The following is a 1,439-nucleotide window of genomic DNA, read 5'->3' on the forward strand; positions in this document are numbered from 1 at the left end:
GTTTTAATGGTATTACTATATCCTCTGTTGCTTCAGATGATTTAAGCACATTTCTTACTGCTAAAACGAAAGGAGGAATTGATGATGTATTTAACAGAGGTTAAATTTGCAGATGTAGTTATGAACCAATTTAAGTATAAAGTAAAAGCTTATATTGGTATATTCAGCTCATTATTAATAGTTCAAGTATTTGGATTACTGATGTCTTTGAATGGAAGCAGCTCGATGGGGACAGTTGGAAATGCATTTTCATTATCTCTAAATAATTACACTGGAAATATTGTCATTATATTTACAATGCTATGGGGCTTTATTAGCGCGATTACTATCACGACAAAGGCTTATAAAAATGATGACTTTACTTTTATTTCAAACCGCCTAAGTAGGAATCTTGCAAATATCTTCTTCTTAATACTTGCCAGTTTAATTGGAGGAATTACCGCTCTTTTATCTGGCTATTTATTAAAGGTTGTTATGTTTTTCTTCGTAGATGAAGGTTTTGTCATACTAACAAATATTAATATAACAGAAATAATATTAGGGATATTTGTCACAAGTTTATACATGATCTTACTATCTTCATTTGGATATTTTATTGGAACTGTCGTTCAGTTAAGTAAATGGTTTAAAGTATTACTACCTATATTATTTTTGAGTTATTTATTCTTAACAGCAAATACTAGTGAAGAGACAACGCTCATCGTTGAAATAGGTGAATTCTATTTGAATGAAGATTCTTTGTTTATCTTTTTTCTAAAGATTTTCATTACTTCAATTCTATTATTTTGTTTTTCTATCGGTCTCTCTAATAGAATGGAGGTTAGACAATGATTGTTGCAGCATTTGTTCCATTTGTTTTAGTTTTACTCATCATCGCAGTAATTTTTCTATCGATTAAATTTGCGAAAAGGTCAACCATTATTCAAAAAGTAAATGTAAAATGGGTGTTCATATTATATTGTTTCCTTTTGATTGTATCAGTTCCTATATCTTTTTTCCTCCCAGTTCGTAATTCAGCAAATTTTAGTGTAAGTGAAGAGGAAATAAATAAGGCTAAGCGAGCAGCGGATTACTTATCAACGGCTGCATTTGAAGGAAAGCGAATTGATAAAGATAAAATCGACGGGGTTACGATATTGAAACAGTGGGAATTCCCTTTTGAAGGTAAACATCTTGAAATAAACAGGGAAGAGGAAGATTATTATTATCCAATTTTAATATTAATAGAAAGAAAAGATGAAAACGATAATAGTATTCAGATAATGCAATATCAATCAAAAACGATTATCCAACATGTAGATTTAACAAAACAGGAGGAACCGAGTTTAATAGACATAAAAGAAGAGAGTTTAACAATAAGGAATCCTAAACAAAAGGAAATTCGATTAGCGAAATTTTCTAAAGAATTTACTATTAATCAATTTACAACAGAAAAGGAT

2 protein-coding genes are annotated in these 1,439 nt (G+C 29.7%); both read left to right on the top strand.

The features are described from left to right. Nucleotides 1-84: 84 nt before the first annotated feature. Nucleotides 85-831 (top strand): hypothetical protein, encoded by a 747-nt coding sequence (locus HU235_RS06480; protein ID WP_174879684.1) that lies wholly within the window; start codon nucleotides 85-87, stop codon nucleotides 829-831. After that, nucleotides 828-1,439, top strand: a 612-nt coding sequence (locus HU235_RS06485) for a hypothetical protein (RefSeq protein WP_174879685.1), incomplete at its 3' end; no start/stop codon positions are given. The genes HU235_RS06480 and HU235_RS06485, both read left to right, overlap by 4 nt.

Source organism: Metabacillus niabensis, from assembly GCF_902829255.1.
GTDB lineage: Bacteria > Bacillota > Bacilli > Bacillales > Bacillaceae > Metabacillus > Metabacillus niabensis.

Bases quoted from the DNA above. Each gene is read 5' to 3' on its own strand.
- HU235_RS06480 (WP_174879684.1), top strand. From the start codon at position 85: ATGTATTTAACAGAGGTTAAATTTGCAGATGTAGTTATGAACCAATTT.